This window comes from uncultured Thiodictyon sp. (genome assembly GCF_903828115.1).
Classification (GTDB): domain Bacteria; phylum Pseudomonadota; class Gammaproteobacteria; order Chromatiales; family Chromatiaceae; genus Thiodictyon.
On record NZ_CAIKKU010000763.1, the window covers coordinates 1 to 2244 of the forward strand.

General features: G+C 62.3%; 2 protein-coding genes. Both read right to left on the bottom strand.

Annotation, left to right across the window (positions count from 1 at the left end; all coding sequences use genetic code 11):
* Nucleotides 1-171: 171 nt before the first annotated feature.
* Nucleotides 172-870 carry a hypothetical protein gene (locus QZY48_RS28020; protein WP_295436938.1) on the bottom strand — a complete coding sequence of 233 codons (699 nt, stop codon included), beginning with the start codon at nucleotides 868-870 and terminating at the stop codon, nucleotides 172-174.
* Between the two features lie 185 nt (nucleotides 871-1055).
* Nucleotides 1056-2244: hypothetical protein (locus QZY48_RS28025; protein ID WP_295436939.1), on the bottom strand; the 1189-nt coding region annotated here is incomplete at its 5' end.

Sequence of the window (2244 nt, forward strand, 5' to 3'; positions counted from 1 at the left end):
ATCCGGTAGGCGGCCTGCTTCTGACATCTGACCTCCGCCCCCTGCCCTCCGGCCGCGATGAGCCAGCTCAGCCGCGGCTGTGTCACATCAATGCCCAGCGGATTTGCGAGATGTTCGCAGCGCAGACGCTCCGGCTGGATCGGCAACAAACTGTTAGCATGGTTTGACATATCAGGGCTTCGTGGCTGGTGCTTCGCGGTAGTCGGAGAAGGCCATCACGCGCGGGCTGCGGCGGCCCACCTCCGGAATGATGAAGACCAAGCTGCGGCCGCGCGGATCGTGCCGCCAGCGGGTCTCGCACAGCGGATAGAGTTGCTTGTCGCCCGGCATGCGAAAGCTCAGGGCGACCGGATATTCTTCGCCGCGTGTTGCCGGCGCGTCAAGGACCGCGCGCGCGCCGGGCGCGATAGCGAGGCTGGCGGTGCCGAGGGTACCGCCGACAGCACTGGGGGTCAGATTGAACCAGAGCATCTGGCCGCGCTTAACTTTGTCCTCCCCGGCATTGATGACCTGCATACGCACCGGCGCAACCGCATTGGACGGATCGCTCGAAACTAACAGGTAGATATCCAGCAGTGCTTCGGGAACGGTCACCACCGGGGCTGCTGGCGGAATTTTCCTTGGATCCGCCGGGGCAGTGGGCAGGAGATAGAGTTTGAGTGCCCCGGCAGGCAGTTCATACACGCACGAGAAATTCATGCGTGGCAATTCCACCTCGCGAGAAACCCTGCCATCAAAGAGCTGGAGGGTTTCCGGCGCATTGGGGGCTGGCTCCAGAAACAGGATTCGGCACGTGCGCGGCCTGGCCTCCTGCGCGAGAGCGGCGGCAGGGACCAGACAGAGACAGAAGATAATATCGAAAAGTTTCACGGTGGGAGTGAGTTATCGGTTAGCAGTTATTGTAGCAAGACAGAAGACCGCCACGCTGCAAGACAGAAGACAGAAGACAGAAGACAATGCGATAGAGCTTCGCGCGGAGCGCCATGAGCCGATGGCTCCCGCCTTCTCTTGTCTCTTGTCTTTTGTCTTCTGTCTCACCGTCTTCTGTCTTCTTCTCACACTTCACTCGCGGCGAGCCAGCGGAGCGAGACCAGTTCAAAGCGGCGCCCGAAGATTTTGTTGCTCGGCCGGGCCGGTGCGGTGGTGATGTCGGCGGCTTCGGCGGGATCGACGAACTCGCGGGTGCGGCGGACCACGGCTTCACAGACGGCACGGGCGAGGATCTTGCCCTCGGCATCGCGGGCGTCGCCGTAGGCGCGGATGGTGAAGGTATCGTCACGGACGGAAAGGATCGGGGCGAGCGGCCGCAGAATATCGGCTTGGCGGGTCCAACCCGGCAGACCGTAGGAGCTGTAGCCAACGGCGGCATCGTAAAACTTGTAGCCAGCCTGATCCTCGGGGCTGGCGCCACCCGGCGGGTTGGCCAGTGCCTGGGTCGATGCCCCCTGAATCACGGCCAGCGGGTTGGTCTTGCCGCCCAACTGGGTCAGCGTGTTGATAGCCGCTTGCAGGGCGCCGGCCAGCGCCAGCTCATTGTCTGACGAGAGCTGGCGATTGACAAACTCGGAGAGCGACAGGAACGGCCCGCGCCTGCGGATTTCAGCCACGACCTCCTCGGCCAAGGCGTCAAGGAACTCATCGTCCAGCTTGCGGTAACCGGTGAATTCCGTGGCCTCGGGGAACTCGCCCCCTCCGGGAGGCGAGCCGGCCTCGACATCTCCGGGGATGCTGAAGCGCGATGTCGCGTGATCCGTCTCGGCCGAGAGCTTGATATCCCAGCCATTGCCGGTCTTGCGGATGTAGGGAATGCATTGGTTGCGGGCGTGGCCGAGCAGGGCGCGCCATGCGCGGACGGATGTCGAGTTCACATTGAACATGCCCTCAACCTCCAGGCGCGCGGCGATGCTGCGATACGACGTGTTTTTCAGCACCCGCTCGGTGAATAGTCTGTTAGCGGCGGCTCTGTCAGCAGTGGCAGCGGCGCGGTCTTCCAGAAGTGGCTGATAGGCGCGGTTTGACAGCGGTGTCTTGCCGGTGATGAACTCGGTGAAGGTCGTTTTCTGAGTCCTGCCCGCGGTGCCGAAATGAGTGGGATCCGGTGCGATTCCCGAAAAGAACCAGTCATCGAACAGCAAATGATTGGCGCAGTAGGAATCGTCGAAGCGGAGGTTCTTGGTCCCTTTGGCGAGGTCATCATTGCTATTGACCACGGCCTTGGCGGGCAACAAGGGAGTGGCATCTGAG